Origin of the sequence: Streptomyces platensis, assembly GCF_008704855.1 — a bacterium.
Classification (GTDB): domain Bacteria; phylum Actinomycetota; class Actinomycetes; order Streptomycetales; family Streptomycetaceae; genus Streptomyces; species Streptomyces platensis.
The window spans coordinates 4,831,127-4,846,689 of sequence record NZ_CP023691.1; the positions used below are offsets into that span (position 1 = coordinate 4,831,127).

General features: G+C 71.2%; 12 protein-coding genes and 1 pseudogene. 10 read left to right on the forward strand and 3 right to left on the reverse strand.

The features are described from left to right. The first annotated feature begins 1 nt into the window (after position 1). Entirely contained in the window at positions 2-325 is a 324-nt protein-coding gene (locus tag CP981_RS21455) for a TadE family type IV pilus minor pilin (protein WP_425282148.1), read from the forward strand. Further along, positions 300-572: pseudogene (locus tag CP981_RS21460) on the forward strand (Rv3654c family TadE-like protein); the annotation flags it as partial. The gene CP981_RS21455 and the pseudogene CP981_RS21460, both read left to right, overlap by 26 nt. Positions 573-842: 270 nt before the next feature. Here CP981_RS21460 and CP981_RS21465 read toward each other — a convergent pair. Continuing rightward, positions 843-3,287, reverse strand: coding sequence for a DEAD/DEAH box helicase (locus CP981_RS21465; protein WP_085923240.1), 2,445 nt, complete (start codon positions 3,285-3,287; stop codon positions 843-845). 81 nt (positions 3,288-3,368) lie between these two features. On the opposite strand from CP981_RS21465, the gene bldG reads away from it, so the two are divergent. The 7 genes from bldG to CP981_RS21505 all read left to right on the forward strand — a co-directional run bounded on the left by bldG (position 3,369) and on the right by CP981_RS21505 (position 10,989). Further along, a complete protein-coding gene (gene bldG / locus CP981_RS21470) occupies positions 3,369-3,710 on the forward strand; it encodes an anti-sigma factor antagonist BldG (protein WP_018089983.1) in 342 nt (113 codons plus the stop codon). Between the two features lie 110 nt (positions 3,711-3,820). Further along, entirely contained in the window at positions 3,821-4,258 is a 438-nt protein-coding gene (locus CP981_RS21475) for an ATP-binding protein (protein ID WP_085923241.1), read from the forward strand. A gap of 903 nt (positions 4,259-5,161) precedes the next feature. Beyond that, positions 5,162-7,567 carry a sodium-translocating pyrophosphatase gene (locus tag CP981_RS21485; RefSeq protein ID WP_085923242.1) on the forward strand — a complete coding sequence of 802 codons (2,406 nt, stop codon included), beginning with the start codon at positions 5,162-5,164 and terminating at the stop codon, positions 7,565-7,567. A 218-nt stretch (positions 7,568-7,785) separates the two neighbouring features. Continuing rightward, positions 7,786-8,370 (forward strand): small secreted protein, encoded by a 585-nt coding sequence (locus CP981_RS21490; RefSeq protein ID WP_085923361.1) that lies wholly within the window; start codon positions 7,786-7,788, stop codon positions 8,368-8,370. A 124-nt stretch (positions 8,371-8,494) separates the two neighbouring features. Beyond that, entirely contained in the window at positions 8,495-10,042 is a 1,548-nt protein-coding gene (locus tag CP981_RS21495; RefSeq protein ID WP_425282215.1) for a DUF7059 domain-containing protein, read from the forward strand. Positions 10,043-10,153: 111 nt separating this feature from the next. Next, positions 10,154-10,351 (forward strand): hypothetical protein, encoded by a 198-nt coding sequence (locus tag CP981_RS21500; RefSeq protein WP_085923243.1) that lies wholly within the window; start codon positions 10,154-10,156, stop codon positions 10,349-10,351. Between the two features lie 233 nt (positions 10,352-10,584). Next, complete coding sequence (locus CP981_RS21505; RefSeq protein ID WP_085923244.1) at positions 10,585-10,989, forward strand: hypothetical protein; 405 nt, start codon at positions 10,585-10,587, stop codon at positions 10,987-10,989. A gap of 115 nt (positions 10,990-11,104) precedes the next feature. Here CP981_RS21505 and CP981_RS21510 read toward each other — a convergent pair whose 3' ends face one another. Together CP981_RS21510 and CP981_RS21515 are read right to left on the reverse strand one after the other, a co-directional pair. Further along, the gene (locus CP981_RS21510; RefSeq protein WP_085923245.1) at positions 11,105-11,545 is read right to left on the reverse strand and encodes a DUF2752 domain-containing protein; all 441 of its coding nucleotides are present in this window, start codon (positions 11,543-11,545) and stop codon (positions 11,105-11,107) included. Continuing rightward, positions 11,542-12,168, reverse strand: coding sequence for a hypothetical protein (locus tag CP981_RS21515; RefSeq protein WP_085923246.1), 627 nt, complete (start codon positions 12,166-12,168; stop codon positions 11,542-11,544). The genes CP981_RS21510 and CP981_RS21515 overlap by 4 nt, the downstream gene beginning before the upstream one ends. A 507-nt stretch (positions 12,169-12,675) precedes the next feature. On the opposite strand from CP981_RS21515, the gene topA reads away from it, so the two are divergent. Further along, complete coding sequence (topA, locus tag CP981_RS21520) at positions 12,676-15,525, forward strand: type I DNA topoisomerase (RefSeq protein ID WP_085923247.1); 2,850 nt, start codon at positions 12,676-12,678, stop codon at positions 15,523-15,525. Positions 15,526-15,563: the final 38 nt, after the last annotated feature.

The following is a 15,563-nucleotide window of genomic DNA, read 5'->3' on the forward strand; positions in this document are numbered from 1 at the left end:
CGTGACGGCGGAGACGGCAGTGGTCATACCCGTCCTGGTGGCGGTGGTGACGGCGCTCCTCTGGGGGTTGATGGCGGTCTGCGCCCGTATCGAGTGTGTGGACGCGGCGCGGGCCGGGGCGCGTGCCGCGGCGCGGTCGGAACCACGGACGGCGGTGATCTCGGCGGCCCGGAGCGCGGCTCCACGGGGCGCGCGGATCGCCCTGGCACGGGAGGGCGCTCTGGTGCGCGTACGGGTCGCGGCCGAGCTGCCCGGCGTATGGCGGCTGACGGCGCAGGTCACGGGGGAGGCGGTGGCTCTTGCGGAAGAGACGGTACGGCGATGAGGGCTCGGCGACGGTCTGGACGGTCTTCGCCGCGGCGGCGCTCTGTGCGGTCTTCGTGGCCCTGGTCGGCGTGGGCCAGGCCGTTGCGGCGCGGCACCGGGCGGGTGGCGCCGCGGACCTGGCGGCGCTGGCCGCCGCGGATCACGCCCTTCAGGGCCCGGCCGTGGCCTGCGCGGCGGCCCGCCGGGTGGCGGCCGCGCAGCACACCCGCCTGGTGCGCTGCGCGGTGACCGGACAGGTCGCCGATGTCTCGGCCGAGGCGGGCAGCCGCCCGTTCACCTCGCGGGTACGGGCACGGGCCGGGCCACCGGGGTCCAGCGACCCGGCGCGGCCCCGAGCCGAACCAACCCCGGCCACCACGGCCCGTGCCCGGGCCGCACCGGCACCCCAGCTCCGCCCGCCACACCGGCTACGCCCCGCCACACCGGCGCCCCGGCGACGCCCTGCCGCGCCGGTACCCCGCCTACGGCCTGCCGTGCCGCCATCCCGGCTACGTCCCATCGCGCCGGCACCCCGCCTACGCCCCCTGCCGCGCCCCCCGCAGCAGCTCGCTCAGCAACCGGATGGCCCCCCGCTTGTGGAGCGGGTCGTTGCCGTTGCCGCACTTGGGCGACTGGATGCAGGAAGGGCAGCCGGCCTCGCATTCGCAGGAGGCGATGGCGTGGCGGGTGGCGGTGAGCCAGTCGGCGGCCGTGTGGAAGGCGCGCTCGGCGAATCCGGCCCCGCCCGGGTGGCCGTCGTAGACGAAGACGGTCGGCAGGAGGGTGTCCGGGTGGAGCGGCACGGAGACGCCGCCGATGTCCCAGCGGTCGCAGGTGGCGAAGAGCGGCAGCATGCCGATGGAGGCGTGTTCGGCGGCGTGCAGGGCGCCGCCCAGCTGCTCGGGATTGACCCGGGCGGCGTCGAGTTGGTCCTCGGTGACGGTCCACCACACCGCCCGGGTGCGCAGCGTACGGGGCGGCAGATCGAGCTTGGTCTCGCCCAGGACCTCGCCGGTGATCAGCTTGCGGCGGAGGAAGGAGACGACCTGGTTGGTGACCTCGACGGACCCGAAGCACAGCCGGGCGTCGCCCCAGGGAATCTCGGTGTCGGTCTCCAGGATGCTGATCGCGGTGGTGTCCCGGGCGGTCGTGGAATAGGGCGGGCTGGCCTCCTCGACGAGCGCCACGTCGTCGGCGAGATCGAGCTGCTGCACGACGTAGGTACGGCCCTGGTGGAGGTGCACCGCGCCGTCGTGGACGGTGGTGTGCGCGGCGGCGGCATCCACGGTGCCCAGCAGCCGCCCCGTACCGGCCTCCACGATCTGCACCGGCGAGCCGCCCTGCCCGCGGATATCGGTGAGGTCGGCGGCGCGCTCGCGGCGCGTCCAGTGCCAGGCCTTGGCCCGCCGGCGCAGCAGGCTCGCGGCCTCCAGCTGCGGCATCAGACCGCCGGCCGCCGGCCCGAAGAGCGGGAAGTCGGATTCGGTGAGCGGGAGTTCGGCGGCGGCGGCGCACAGGTGCGGGGCGAGCACGTACGGGTTGTCGGGGTCCAGGACGGTGGACTCGACGGGCTGGTCGAAGAGCGCCTCGGGATGGTGGACGAGATAGGTGTCCAGCGGGTCGTCGCGGGCCACGAGCACGGCGAGCGCGCCCTGCCCGGAGCGGCCCGCCCGGCCGGCCTGCTGCCACAACGACGCCCGGGTCCCCGGATATCCGGCGATGACCACGGCGTCCAGACCGGAGACGTCCACACCCAGTTCGAGCGCGGTGGTGGCGGCCAGGCCGAGCAGCTCACCGCTGTGCAGGGCACGTTCCAGGGCGCGGCGTTCCTCGGGCAGATAGCCGCCCCGGTAGGCAGCGACCCGGCCGGGCAGCGAGCGGTCCACCTCCGCGAGCCGCTCCTGCGCGATCAGGGCGATCAGTTCGGCGCCGCGCCGGGAGCGGACGAAGGCGACGGTGCGTACGCCCTGGACGGCGAGATCGGTGAGCAGATCCGCGCTCTCGGCGGTGGCGGTCCGGCGGACCGGGGCGCCCTGCTCACCGTGGAGTTCGGTCAGCGGCGGCTCCCACAGCGCGAAGACCAACTCGCCGCGCGGCGAGGTGTCCTCGGTGATCTCCACCACGGGCAGCCCGGTGAGCCGGGTCGCGGCCTGGCCCGGCTCCGCGGCCGTGGCGGAGGCGAGCAGAAAGACCGGCTCGGATCCGTAACGGGCGCAGATACGGCGCAGTCGGCGGACGACCTGCGCGACATGGGAGCCGAAGACGCCGCGGTAGCTGTGGCATTCATCGATGACGACATAGCGCAGCGCCCGCAGGAAGGAGGACCAGCGGGGGTGCGACGGCAGGATGCCGCGATGCAGCATGTCGGGGTTGGTCAGCACGTAGTTGCCGTACTGGCGGACCCATTCGCGCTCCTCGACGGGGGTGTCGCCGTCGTAGACCGCCGGCCGGACGGCGGTGCCCAGCGGGGCGGCCAGCTCGCGGACGGCGCGGCGCTGATCGGCCGCCAGCGCCTTCGTGGGGGCCAGATACAGGGCGGTGGCCCCTCTCCCGTTCGGGGCCTCGGAGCCGTCCAGGAGGGTGGAGAGGACCGGCGCCAGATACGCCAGGGACTTTCCCGAGGCGGTGCCGGTGGCGACGACGACCGATTCGCCGCGCAGTGCGTGTTCGGACGTCCGTGCCTGGTGGGCCCAGGGACGATCGATTCCGGCCGAGCGGATGGCAGCGATCACTTCCGGCCGGATCTGTTCCGGCCAGTCGGCATGGCTGCCGATGCGCGGGGGCAAGTGCTCCGTATGAGTGATGCGCGCAGCGCGGGTCGCGCCCCGGGCGAGACGTTCGAGAATCATGCCTGGGGACGTGCGTGCGCCCGCATCCGGCGGGAGTGGATTGGAGGCCATCGGCACCGAGTGTGTCACCGGAGTGACGGACAATGCTGAAAGGGCGTCGTGCACGCCCGCTGGTAAGTGATTGAATGCCATGGCGGCTGCCAGATCCGCCCCTACCTTCGGTGGGGAGGCCCCAGGGGGGCGACCGCTCGATAGCAAGGTGCTGGAGGATCCGTGGACCTGTCCCTGTCGACCCGGACCGTTGGCGACCGTACGGTCGTCGAGGTCGGTGGCGAGATTGATGTATACACCGCGCCCAAGCTGCGGGAGCAGCTGGTCGAGCTTGTGAACGACGGAAGCTACCACCTCGTGGTGGACATGGAACGTGTCGACTTCCTGGACTCCACTGGGCTCGGCGTGCTGGTCGGCGGGCTCAAGCGGGTGCGTGCCCATGAGGGCTCGCTGCGCCTGGTCTGCAACCAGGAGCGCATTCTCAAGATCTTCCGTATCACCGGACTGACCAAGGTGTTCCCGATTCACACCTCGGTCGAGGAAGCCGTCTCGGCGACTGACTGACGGTCTTGCCGGTCCCCCGCGCCACCAGGCGCGGGGGGAGGAAGAAGTGGGGGGTACCGGACGGAGGTCCGGCCCCCTGCGTCGCACGCCCGCATATCGAGGGGGATGGCATGGCCACCGTCGAACTTCGTTTCAGCGCCCTTCCCGAGCATGTCCGCACCGCGCGTCTGGTCGCGGCTGCTGTGGCACGGCGCGCGGGAGTGGACGAGGCCGTGCTGGACGAGGTGCGGCTCGCCGTCGGTGAGGCGTGCAGCCGGGCCGTGGGCCTGCACGAGAGCCATGACATCACCTCGCCGGTCCGGGTCCTGCTCATCGAGGACGAGAAGAAGTTCTCGATCGAGGTGGGGGACGGGGTGACCGGTGACTCCGGTACGGCGCGGGGCGCCGATGAGGCCGAGGGTGTCGCGGAGAGCGACGCCGAGGGCGAGGACGAAATGGGCCTCGCCGTGATCAGCGGGCTGGTCGACGATGTCGAGGTCACCGCCGGCAAGGACGGCGGGCTGATCCGCATGACCTGGCCCACGACGACGGCCGCGGTTCTGCCGTAGGGCACCGATCCGACGGCCCCTTCAGCGGGATGTCTCCGAGCCGCGCTGTCCGTAGGTGACACGGCACGAACCGTCACGTCCGCCGGCCCACAGTTCATCCACTCATCCATGCCCCGACGGCCCCGAGGGCGATGGCGGCGTTGACAGCGGCTGTGGCGGGCCCGCTTCACGAGGGCGACGCCCCGGGCCAGGAGATCGCCGAAGAGGCGCCCATACGGCCCTCTGCCGCGCTCAGGCCCCATGATGCCCCGGCCCCGGCCCCTGAGGTCCCCTGATGGCTCCGGCCCGGTGAGGGCTCTGCCCCGTTCGCCTGAGGTGCTGAGCCGCTGCCGCCCCCGCCCGGACCGCCCCGCGCCCCGCCCCGGGCCGTCCCGGCGCCCCCGGACCGCCCCCGCGCCCATCCCCGGGCCGCCCCGGCCCTCCGCCGGACCGTCCCCCGCCCCAGCCTCCCCCGCACCGGTTCGTCGCGGTCTTCGCTCTCGTCGCATGCGTTGCGATCCGGACTCGATCTGACGGCGCTTCATGGGGTGCCGGGGAGGGGGTCGCGCGGCCCGGGCCACCCGTTCGGCCGTAGACGGGTGGATCAATTCTCTCCGGTGTCACGCGCACCTCAATCGGCCCAGTCGCCGAGGCGGCGTCCTTGAGCAGCGGCGATCAGTGGGCGGTCCATAGGCGATCAGTACGACAGAGAGATCATCGGGCAGTGGTCAGCGAATTCGTGGCTTTCCTTCGTCCGGGCGAATTCCGTACCGCGTCGGCCTTTTGATCTTCGCCGCTAACGGCGAATTCCCTTTGACGCGTACTGTTTTGATCAACCGCGGCTCCCTACAATCCGTCCACATCTTGCTCAGGACGCCTGAGCGTGCTTCCGCGCGCCCATGTGCCAAACGTCAAGGAGGACGAATGGCGGGGCCTTACACCCCTCAGTTGCTTGACACCCCCACTTTTCTGGCCGGGCCGTCGCTTACGGCGGGCAACCGCGGCATCGTGCTGGTGATCGCCGTGGTCGCCCTGGCGGCGCTGGCTGTCGCGGCGGTGCTGGTCCGCCAAGTGCTCGCGGCCGGTGAGGGAACCGACAGTATGAAGAAGATCGCGGCGGCCGTGCAGGAAGGCGCAAATGCCTACCTGGCCCGGCAGTTGCGGACCCTCGGTGTATTCGCCGTCGTGGTGTTCTTCCTGCTCATGCTGCTGCCTGCGGACAATTGGACGCAGCGCGCCGGGCGCAGCGCCTTCTTCTTGATCGGCGCCGGATTCTCGGCGGCCACCGGCTATATCGGCATGTGGCTCGCCGTACGCAGCAATGTGCGCGTCGCGGCGGCCGCCCGGGAAGCCACTCCGGCCGAGGGTGAAACCAAGGAAAAGGATCTTACGGCCGTCTCGCACAAGGCGATGAAGATCGCTTTCCGTACGGGTGGCGTCGTCGGAATGTTCACCGTGGGGCTGGGACTTCTCGGTGCCTCCTGCGTGGTGCTCGTGTACGCGGTCGACGCGCCCAAGGTGCTGGAGGGCTTCGGTCTCGGCGCCGCGCTGATCGCGATGTTCATGAGGGTCGGCGGCGGCATCTTCACCAAGGCCGCGGACGTCGGCGCCGACCTCGTCGGCAAGGTCGAGCAGGGCATCCCCGAGGACGACCCGCGCAACGCCGCGACCATCGCGGACAACGTGGGTGACAACGTCGGTGACTGCGCCGGTATGGCCGCCGACCTCTTCGAGTCGTACGCGGTCACCCTGGTCGCCGCGCTCATCCTGGGCATGGCGGCCTTCGGCGACGCCGGGCTCGCCTTCCCGCTGCTGGTCCCGGCCATCGGTGTGCTCACCGCGATGATCGGCATCTTCGTGGTCGCGCCCCGGCGCAGCGACCGCAGCGGCATGACGGCCATCAACCGCGGCTTCTTCATCTCCGCGGGCATCTCGCTGGTCCTGGTGGCCGCCGCGGTGTTCACCTACCTGCCGTCCAGCTACCAGGGCCTGAAGGGCGTCACCGACGTCGAGATCCTGAGCCGCGCCGGCGACCCGCGGATGCTGGCGCTGGTGGCGGTCGCCATCGGCATCGTGCTGGCCGCGCTGATCCAGCAGCTGACCGGCTACTTCACCGAGACCACCCGGCGGCCCGTGCGGGACATCGGGAAGACCTCGCTGACCGGCCCGGCCACGGTCGTGCTCTCCGGAATCTCGATCGGCCTGGAGTCGGCCGTCTACTCGGCGGTGCTGATCGGTCTGGCCGTCTACGGAGCGTTCCTGCTGGGCGGCGCCTCCATCATGCTGGCGCTGTTCGCGGTGGCGCTGGCCGGCACCGGCCTGCTGACCACTGTCGGCGTGATCGTGGCGATGGACACCTTCGGCCCGGTCTCCGACAACGCGCAGGGCATCGCCGAGATGTCCGGTGATGTCACCGGTGCCGGCGCGCAGGTGCTGACCGACCTGGACGCGGTCGGCAACACGACCAAGGCCATCACCAAGGGCATCGCCATCGCGACGGCCGTACTGGCCGCGGCCGCGCTCTTCGGCTCGTACCGGGACGCGATCGCCACCGCCGTACGGGGCGTCGGCAGCGCCGCCACCGGGATGGGCCTCAGCCTGGACATCTCGCAGCCCAACAACCTGGTGGGGCTGATCCTCGGCGCCTCGGTCGTCTTCCTGTTCTCCGGGCTGGCGATCAACGCGGTGTCGCGGTCGGCGGGCGCGGTGGTCTTCGAGGTGCGCCGGCAGTTCCGGGAGCACCCCGGGATCATGGACTACAGCGAGAAGCCCGAGTACGGGCGGGTCGTGGACATCTGCACCAAGGACGCGCTGCGTGAGCTGGCCACTCCCGGGCTGCTGGCCGTGCTCACCCCGATCGCGGTCGGCTTCTCGCTCGGCGTCGGCGCGCTCGGCTCGTTCCTGGCGGGTGCGATCGGCACCGGCACGCTGATGGCGGTCTTCCTCGCCAACTCCGGTGGCGCGTGGGACAACGCCAAGAAGCTGGTCGAGGACGGGCACCACGGCGGCAAGGGCAGCGAGGCGCATGCCGCGACGGTCATCGGTGACACCGTCGGCGACCCGTTCAAGGACACCGCGGGACCGGCGATCAACCCGCTGCTGAAGGTCATGAACCTGGTGGCGCTGCTGATCGCCCCCGCGGTGGTCCAGTTCTCCTACGGCCAGGACAAGAGCACGGGCGTCCGGCTCGTGGTCGCGCTGCTGGCGATCGCCGTCATCGTCGGTGCGGTCTACGTCTCGAAGCGGCGTGGAATCGCCGTGGGTGACGAAGACAACTCCGAAGATCCGGAAAGCATCGCCAAATCGGCCAAGACGGCGGTGGCTTCCTAGCCGCCGAGGAGCACCAACAGGGCGCGCGGACCGCTCAACTGGGCGGGTGGACGGCGTATTTTGCAGACGCCGGCCACCCGCCTTCCGTGTGCCCAGCTGGCCCTGCGGTCCTTGGTGCAAATGGCTGCAATGAGGGCAGGGCGGGATGCCCGACCGGTGGGCCGGGCCGTTTCGGCGTGTATGTTCCGGGGCCGAGAGCCATGGAAGGGACCAATCCGGTGAACAAGAAGCTTGTGGCTGCACTGTCCGGCGGTGCCGCACTGGTGCTCGCGCTGACCGGTTGCAGCGACGACAGCAGCAAAAAGCTCAATGACTGGGCGAAGAGTTTCTGCGACCCTGCGCAGGCTCAGTTCAAGAAGATCCAGGACGCCAACGGCGCCATGCAGACGGCCGACAACGGCAGCACGGACTCCAAGAAGGTCCAGCAGACCGACTCGGCCGCCTTCCAGAAGATTTCCGGCGCCTACGCCTCGCTGGCCAAGTCCCTGGAGAAGGCCGGGCCGCCGCCGACCGAACAGGGCAAGCAGGCCCAGCAGAACGCCGTCAAGGAGCTCAACTCGCTCTCCAAGGGCTACGCGGACCTCCAGAAGCAGGTCGACAGCCTCGACACCTCGGACAAGCTGAAGTTCGCAGACGGTCTGCGCGACCTGTCCAACGGCATCAACAAGCTCAACAAGCAGAGCGAGGCCGCCTTCAAGAACCTGGAGGCCGGTGACGTCGGCACGGCGATGGCCGCCCAGAAGGGGTGTCAGAACCCCGCCGCGTCCGGTTCCCCGGCGCCGACTCAGTCCAAGAAGTCATAGCGGCCACGGGAGTCGGACGGGCCGGGAAGCCGCGGTGGCCGCGGACCGGCTCCGACGGCCCGGCGACGCGCCCGGAGCGGGCGTGGCGCCGGGCCGTCGCCGTTTGTCGGTGGCAGGGCCGACAATGGTGGGCGTGAGTACGCACCTCCCCACCGCAGATGCCCAGGACCCCGAGAGCCACGCCCGTACCGCCCGGCTGCGCGCGGCGCTGCTGGCCGCCGCCTTCACCGCCGACGGGCTGCTGGAGCTGCTCGGCGCGCCCGCCTATGCCGCGCTGGCGCGCAGCGAGACCGTCCCCGCCCTGCGGGCGACCCGCGGTGACAGCCCGCTGGAGACCCTGGTGCGGCTGTTCCTGCTCCAGCGCCCGGTGGAGCCGCGGCGCGCGCAGGCCGCGCTGCCGGTCGCGGACTGCCTCGCCGACGGCTGGCTGGTGCAGGACGGCGACGAGCTGCGCGCCAGTGTGGACGTGCGGCCGTACGGCGGCCCCGAAGGGCAGGACTGGTGGATCGTCTCCGACCTGGGCTGTGCGGTCGGCGGGGCCGGCGGTATCCGGGGCGTCGGGGAGGCGGACCGCGCGGAGCTGGTGCTCGGCGTGGGCGGGGCGTCCACGACCCTGGCCGGGATCACCGTGCGCCGCCCGGTCGGCAAGGCGCTCGACCTCGGCACCGGCTCCGGCATCCAGGCGCTGCACGCAGCCCAGCACGCCACCCGCGTCACGGCCACCGACCTCAACCCCCGGGCGCTGCGGATCGCCGCGCTGACGCTGGCGCTCTCCGGGGCGGAGGCGGCGGACCTCCGGGAGGGCTCGCTGTTCGAGCCGGCCGGTGACGAGACGTACGACCTGATCGTGTCGAACCCGCCGTTCGTGATCTCCCCGGGCGCCCGCCTCACCTACCGGGACGGCGGCATGGGCGGCGACGACCTGTGCCGGACGCTGGTCCAGCAGTCCGCCGCGTATCTCAACGACGGCGGCTACTGCCAGCTGCTGGCCAATTGGCAGCATGTGGCGGGCGAGGAGTGGCAGGACCGGCTGCGGTCCTGGGTGCCGCGCGGCTGTGACGCCTGGATCGTGCAGCGCGAGGTGCAGGACATCACCCAGTACGCCGAGCTGTGGCTGCGCGACGCGGGCGACCACCGGGCGGGCGACGAGGCGTACGCCGCGCGGTACGACGCCTGGCTCGACGAGTTCGAGGCGCGCGGGACCAAGGCGATCGGCTTCGGCTGGATCACGCTGCGCAAGTCCGGTTCGGAAGCCTCCTCCATCACCGTCGAGGAATGGCCGCATCCGGTCGAGCAGCCGCTGGGGGAGGCGGTCGTGGCGCACTTCGACCGCCAGGACTATCTGCGGGCCACGGACGACGCGGCGCTGCTGGCCGCTCATTTCCGGCTCGCCGACGGGGTGGTGCAGGAGCAGGTCGGGCTGCCCGGGGCGGAGGATCCGGAGCATGTGGTGCTGCGTCAGAACCGCGGTATGCGGCGCGCCACGAAGGTGGACACGGTCGGCGCGGGCTTCGCCGGGGTGTGTGACGGCACCCTGCCGGCCGGGCGGATTCTGGACGCCATCGCCCAACTCGTCGGCGAGGACCCGGTCCTGCTGCGGGACCGTACCCCGGCGTCGATCCGGATGCTGGTCGAGCAGGGGTTCCTGGAGCCGGTGGCCGCGGGCGGCTGACGCGGGTGGCTGACGGGACGGCTGATGCGGACGGGGGAGCGGCCGACGACATACCGGCGTCGTTCATCCGGCGTTCGCCGGGATGCCGTCCCGGGGTGCCACGCTGCGCGCATGGAGAGTGGACCCGAGGCATTCGCCGGTGTGGCGTTCGCGCTGTTCGGCGCCGGACTTCTGGTGTGGACGGGCGTGTGCGCGCGGACCGGTTCCCCGGTCGCCGACGGTGTCAGCCGTCCGGTCGCCACGGTGACGGCGCTGCTGTCCGGGGTGGCGTTCCTGGCCACCGGCTGCTGGCTGCTGATGGCGTTGTAGCCGTCCGCGTCGCCCCGGCGTCCTGCCGCCCGCCCGTTCGGCACCCTGGTGACGGGATGTCGTCCTCAACTGCCGTCGGAGGGCGTTCCGTTCACTTCCGGCCAGTTCTGTCATAAATGGCCGGTGTGTGCCGGTACGCGGGAACTTTTCGGTGCCATCAGGGCATCTCCCTCAGTGAAGGTCACCAACAGGCCGGTCGACCCACGGGCCGGCCCCCTCAGGGAGGAACCCCAATGAACCGTGCACTCCGCTACGCCACCGTCGGCGCCATCGCCGTCTCCCTGCTCGCCGGCGGCTCGGCCGCGGCCTTCGCCGCACCGCAGGACCTGCACACGTCCGCGCCGACCGTGGCCACCGCTCCGGCCGCCGCCTCCCTGACGGCCAAGGCCAGTGCGACGACGGTCAAGGCGTGGGAGCAGTTCCGCGTCACCGGGGTGGCCAAGGGCATCAAGGCCGGCACCAAGCTGACCGTCCAGCAGAAGCAGGGCACGAAGTGGGTCTCGCTGCCCGCGCAGACGTCGGTCAACTCCAGCGGTGCGTACGCGGTGCGGGTCAAGCTCGGCCTCAAGGGCGTCAACCAGCTCCGCATGGCCACCGGCAGCACCGTCTCGCCGGTGGTCTCGGTCACCGTTCGCTGAGGTGCTGACGCATTGAGGCGGTGACGCGTCGAGGTGCTGACGCCCTGACGCGGCGCACGGACGCCTGACGGTCCGGACCGAGGCCGGACCGTCAGGCCGCCCTGTGGCGCGTCGTTCAGCCGACGAGGTTGCGGGCGAGCATCCACGCCGCGGCGATGCCGAGCACCACGGCGTTGCCGCGGCCCGACAGCCGGGGCCGGTACTCCCGGCCGCGGAGGCCGGCGACCAGCCAGCGCACGACGGCGTACGCCACGACCGGCCCGCCCAGCGTCAGCAGCACGGCGTTGTCGTGGAAGGCCGTCACGACCTCGCCGTGCATCAGGTCGTACGCCATCCGGGTCCCGCCGCACAGCGGGCACAGCAGCCCGGTGATCCATTTGAAGGGGCAGGGGATCAGCAGCTGCCCCGGCTGGTGCGGATCGGTGTGCCAGAGATAGCCGGCCCCCGCCGCGCCGACGCCGAGCGTGAGCGCCGCCCGGCGGAGGGTGCGCCTCCGGACCGCCGCCCCGGTGGGGCCCACGGTCTCGGCGGGACCCCAGGACTCCCCGGTGCTCACACGCTCAGCGACCGGGCGTAGTTGACCTGGTTGAGCACGAACATCACCTGCTCGCGGGACTGCACCGGGATCATCGTGGAGTGGTGCCGGCCGCCGCTGTTCACCGTGACCTGGACGAACCCGGTCGTGACCCGCTCCTTCATCAGGAGGAAGAGCAGCCCGAGCAGACAGAAGAGGAAGAAGACGATGGCGAGCACGACCGCGTGCGCCGGAATCTTCTCCTCCGTCCGCGACATGTCGGTCGCCGTCCACACCGCGCCCCGGAGCGGCATCGGCCCGGCCGGCGTCATGACCGTGTCGCCGGTCACCGCGATATCGCCGAGCGACAGTGCCATCCCGCCGGGCTGGGCCCCGGCCTGGAAGCCCGGCGCCGGCTGCGGCGCCGCGCCCGGCGGGAAACCGGGCGGGGGCGTCGGCTGGGCGCCGGCCGGGGGAAAGCCGTAACCGGGCTGCGGCTGCGCGGGCGTCTGGGGATAGCCGTAGCCGGGCTCCCCTGGGTGGCCGCCCTGCGGATAGCCGTAACCGGGGTCGGCGGGCTGAGCGCTCTCCGGCGTGGCGTAAGGGTTCTGACCGGGCTGGCCGGGCGGCTGTTCCGGAGGCGGTCCGGGGTGCTGGTTGGCCATGGGTGGTGATCCCCCCGAGTGTGCGTGACGACGGCAGTACCCGGCTCGAACGGCGAGCCGTGCCGTGTCCATCCTGCCAGCCCGCTCACGTGCTGTATCAAGGCAATGACGGCATCCGGCGCCGCCTTGTGACAGTCGCCGGCCGGCGGACGGTGCGGTGTGCGGCCCCGGGCGAGCGATGAACCGTCGGGGGTCCGTCACTGTGTGAGATCACCGAAGGTGCCGGGGCTGCGGCGCGCGGGGAACGGCCGGCGTGGACAGCGGGGAGCAGGACGGCCCCGTCATGATCCATAGGACCGCCCCCGGGGCCCGTGGCAGGCGCCTGATGCGGTCCGGGCGGCATGAAGGCATGTAGTCGGGTTACCGTTCGAGTGGCGTTGCGGGGTTTTTCCGTTTGACACGGGGCCGGGAGGTACCGTCACACTCCGCAGCGTCAAGCGTCACCGCAGTGCGACCCGGCGTCCGGCCGGGGAGCAGTCCCAGCGTCGACCGGAGAGAAGAGCGAAGTTGTCCCCGACCAGCGAGACCGCAGACGGCGGCCGCCGCCGACTCGTCATCGTCGAGTCGCCTGCCAAGGCGAAGACGATCAAGGGCTACCTCGGCCCTGGCTACGTGGTCGAGGCCAGCGTCGGACACATCCGCGACCTGCCGAACGGCGCCGCAGAGGTCCCGGCGAAGTACAAGGGCGAGCCCTGGGCCCGGCTCGGCGTGAATGTCGACGCCGAATTCCAGCCGATCTACGTCGTCAACAGTGACAAGAAGGACCAGGTCAAGAAGCTCAAGGAGCTGCTGGCCGAGTCCGACGAGCTCTACCTCGCCACAGATGAGGACCGCGAGGGCGAGGCCATCGCCTGGCACCTCCAGGAGATCCTCAAGCCCAAGGTCCCCGTCCACCGGATGGTCTTCCACGAGATCACCAAGGACGCGATCCGCGAGGCCGTCGCCAATCCGCGCGATCTGAACCAGAAGCTGGTCGACGCCCAGGAGACCCGCCGCATCCTCGACCGCCTCTACGGCTACGAGGTCTCGCCGGTCCTGTGGAAGAAGGTCATGCCGCGGCTGTCGGCCGGCCGGGTGCAGTCCGTCGCGACCCGTCTCGTCGTCGAGCGGGAGCGCGAGCGCATCGCCTTCCGCTCCGCCGAGTACTGGGACCTGACCGGCACGTTTTCCACCGGCCGGGCCGGTGACGCGAGCGATCCGTCGACCCTGACCGCCCGGCTGAACACCGTCGACGGCCGCCGTATCGCCCAGGGCCGTGACTTCGGCTCCAACGGGCAGCTCAAGAACGATGTGCTCCATCTGGACGAGGCGAACGCCCGCGCGCTCGCCGCCGCCCTGGAGAACACCGACTTCGCGGTGCGCTCGGTCGAGTCCAAGCCCTACCGCCGCTCGCCGTACGCCCCGTTCCGTACGACCACCCTCCAGCAGGAGGCCAGCCGCAAGCTCGGCTTCGGTGCCAAGGCCACCATGCAGGTGGCGCAGAAGCTGTACGAGAACGGCTTCATCACCTATATGCGTACGGACTCCACCACGCTCTCGGACACCGCGGTCGCCGCGGCCCGGGCGCAGGTGACGCATCTGTACGGCGCGAACTATCTGCCGGACAAGCCGCGCACGTACGCCGGCAAGGTCAAGAACGCCCAGGAGGCGCACGAGGCGATCCGCCCGTCCGGCGACCGCTTCCGCACCCCGGCCGAGACGGGGCTGACCGGCGACCAGTTCCGGCTCTACGAGCTGATCTGGAAGCGGACCGTCGCCTCCCAGATGAAGGACGCGACCGGTAACTCCGTCACGGTCAAGATCGGTGGCCGGGCCGCCGACGGCCGGGACGCCGAGTTCAGCGCGTCCGGCAAGACCATCACCTTCCACGGCTTCCTGAAGGCCTACGTGGAGGGCGCCGACGACCCGAACGCCGAGCTCGACGACCGTGAGCGCCGGCTGCCGCAGGTCGCCGAGGGCGATGCGCTGGCCGCGCGGGAGATCACCGCCGACGGGCACGCCACCAAGCCGCCCGCCCGCTACACCGAGGCCACGCTGGTCAAGGAGCTGGAAGAGCGCGAGATCGGCCGCCCGTCGACCTATGCGTCGATCATCGGCACGATCCTCGACCGCGGCTATGTCTTCAAGAAGGGCACCGCGCTCGTCCCCTCCTTCCTGTCCTTCGCGGTGGTCAACCTCCTGGAGAAGCACTTCGGCCGGCTGGTCGACTACAGCTTCACCGCCAAGATGGAGGACGACCTCGACCGCATCGCCCGTGGTGAGGCGCAGTCCGTGCCGTGGCTGCGGCGCTTCTACTTCGGCGAGGGCCACGGCGAGGGCGGTGCCGCGGACGCCGGCAACGGCGACGGCGACCACCTCGGCGGGCTCAAGGAACTGGTCGAGGACCTGGGTGCGATCGACGCCCGGGAGATCTCGTCCTTCCCGGTCAGCGACGACATCAAGCTGCGGGTCGGCCGCTACGGCCCGTATGTGGAGCGTGGCGAGAAGGACGCCGAGGGCCACCAGCGCGCCGACGTCCCCGATGACCTGGCGCCCGACGAGCTGACCGTGGAGTATGCGGAGGAGCTGCTCGCCAAGCCGAGCGGCGACTTCGAGCTGGGTATGGACCCGGTCAGCGGCCACCAGATCGTCGCCAAGGACGGCCGCTACGGCCCGTACGTCACCGAGATCCTGCCCGAGGGCACCCCGAAGACCGGCAAGAACGCGGTCAAGCCGCGCACCGCCTCGCTCTTCAAGTCGATGGCCCTGGACACGGTGACGCTGGAGGACGCGCTCAAGCTGATGTCGCTGCCGCGCGTCGTCGGCAAGGACCCCGAGGGCGTGGAGATCACCGCGCAGAACGGCCGCTACGGCCCGTATCTGAAGAAGGGCACCGACTCGCGCTCCCTGGAGACCGAGGACCAGCTCTTCTCGATCACCGTCGAGGAGGCGCTGGCGATCTACGCCCAGCCCAAGCAGCGCGGGCGGGCCGCCGCCAAGCCGCCGCTGAAGGAGCTGGGTACGGACCCGGTGAGCGGTAAGCCGGTGGTGGTCAAGGACGGCCGCTTCGGTGCGTATGTCACCGACGGCGAGACCAACGCGACGCTGCGGCGGGACGACGACGTCGAGACGATCACCGCCGAGCGGGGCTACGAGCTGCTGGCGGAGAAGCGCGCCAAGGGGCCGGCGAAGAAGACCGCGAAGAAGGCGGCCAAGAAGGCGCCGGCCAAGAAGACGGCGGCGAAGAAGACCACCGCGAAGAAGACGGCCGCCAAGAAGACCGCGGCGAAGAAGACGACCACGGCGAAGAAGACGACCGCCAAGAAGGCCACCGCGAAGACGGCGGCGAAGAAGACGGCGGCGTCGGCCGAGGACTGAGGCGGCACCGCCGGTCCCGGCCGGCGGAACCGCAGGAC

What these genes read in the sequence shown, in the direction of transcription:
- CP981_RS21465 (WP_085923240.1), bottom strand. Translation starts at nt 3,287, where the DNA reads ATGGCATTCAATCACTTACCAGCGGGCGTGCACGACGCCCTTTCAGCA.
- CP981_RS21475 (WP_085923241.1), top strand. Translation starts at nt 3,821, where the DNA reads ATGGCCACCGTCGAACTTCGTTTCAGCGCCCTTCCCGAGCATGTCCGC.
- CP981_RS21485 (WP_085923242.1), top strand. Translation starts at nt 5,162, where the DNA reads ATGGCGGGGCCTTACACCCCTCAGTTGCTTGACACCCCCACTTTTCTG.
- CP981_RS21495 (WP_425282215.1), top strand. Translation starts at nt 8,495, where the DNA reads ATGGTGGGCGTGAGTACGCACCTCCCCACCGCAGATGCCCAGGACCCC.
- CP981_RS21500 (WP_085923243.1), top strand. Translation starts at nt 10,154, where the DNA reads ATGGAGAGTGGACCCGAGGCATTCGCCGGTGTGGCGTTCGCGCTGTTC.
- CP981_RS21505 (WP_085923244.1), top strand. Translation starts at nt 10,585, where the DNA reads ATGAACCGTGCACTCCGCTACGCCACCGTCGGCGCCATCGCCGTCTCC.
- CP981_RS21515 (WP_085923246.1), bottom strand. Translation starts at nt 12,168, where the DNA reads ATGGCCAACCAGCACCCCGGACCGCCTCCGGAACAGCCGCCCGGCCAG.